A 1,192-nucleotide genomic window follows, 5' to 3' on the forward strand; every position below is an offset into this window, starting at 1 on the left:
CAATACCGCTGACTTAATAGATCAACTGCTATAGTTGGTTTCGTGCCGCGTGCTGGACAGGTGAAGCCGCCGACGGATGAGCGGTTGTCGGATCGCATCGCGATCGGAGTGTTGACGCGTGTGGTCCCGCCGGGGTTGGTCGACGAGGTGGTCGCGGCCACTGACGCCGGTGAGGTGCGCAAGCGGCTGTTGCCGGCGCGGGTGGTGGTGTATTTCGTGCTGGCCATGTGTCTGTTCTCTGGTCAGGGTTATGAGGAGGTGGCCCGCCTGTTGACCGAGGGGCTGGCTTGGGCGCGGCGGTGGCAGGGTCGGTGGGAGGTGCCGTCCACGGCGGCGATCTCCCGGGCTCGGGCTCGGTTGGGTGCCGAGCCGCTGCGGGTGTTGTTCGACCGGGTGTGCCGGCCGTTGGCCACGGAGGCGACGGTGGGTGCGTTCTACCGGGGCTGGCATCTGGTCGCGGTAGACGGCAGCACGTTGGATGTGCCGGATACACCGTCCAATGTGGAGGCTTACGGCCGGCCGGGGTCTTCGCGTGGGCCGGGCCGGGCCGCTTTTCCGCAGGTGCGGGTGGCGGCGCTGGCCGAGTGTGGCACCCACGCGATGTTCGCCGCGGCGACCGGTCCGCTCAGCGTCCATGAGACGACCCTCGCGCGGCGGCTGTTCGGGCAGCTGCGGGCGGGCATGCTGCTGATCGCCGACCGCGGGTTCGTCGGGTTCGATCTGTGGGCCGAGGCCGCCGCGACCGGGGCGGACCTGCTGTGGCGGGTGAAGACCAACATGGTGCTGCCCGTGGTGGCGCTGCTGCCGGACGGGTCGTACCTGAGCCGGATCGTCGCCGCCGGCGACCGCAAACGGACGAACCCGGCCACGGTGCGGGTGGTCGAGTACACCCTGGCCGGCGCCGACACCGTCTACCGGCTGATCACCACGATCCTGGACCCGCAGCAGGCACCGGCGGCGGACCTGGCTGCGTTGTATGCCCAGCGGTGGGAGTTCGAGACCGCGCTGGACGAGGTCAAGACCCACCAACGCGGTCCCGGAATGGTGCTGCGCTCCCGCCACCCCGACGGGGTCGAGCAGGAGGTCTACGGGTTCCTGCTGGTGCACTACGCCATCCGCGAGCTGATGTGGCAGGCCGCCCAGCACGCCGGCGAGGACCCCGACCGGATCTCCTTCACCCGCACCCTGAACG

At 69.7% G+C, this 1,192-nt stretch carries 1 protein-coding gene; it reads left to right on the forward strand.

Annotated elements, in window-relative coordinates; translation table 11 throughout:
- Window positions 1-30: 30 nt before the first annotated feature.
- Window positions 31-1,192, forward strand: a 1,162-nt coding sequence (locus ABD901_RS58645) for an IS4 family transposase (RefSeq protein ID WP_425556870.1), incomplete at its 3' end; no start/stop codon positions are given.

This window comes from Dactylosporangium darangshiense (genome assembly GCF_039537565.1).
Taxonomy (GTDB): Bacteria; Actinomycetota; Actinomycetes; order Mycobacteriales; family Micromonosporaceae; genus Dactylosporangium; species Dactylosporangium darangshiense.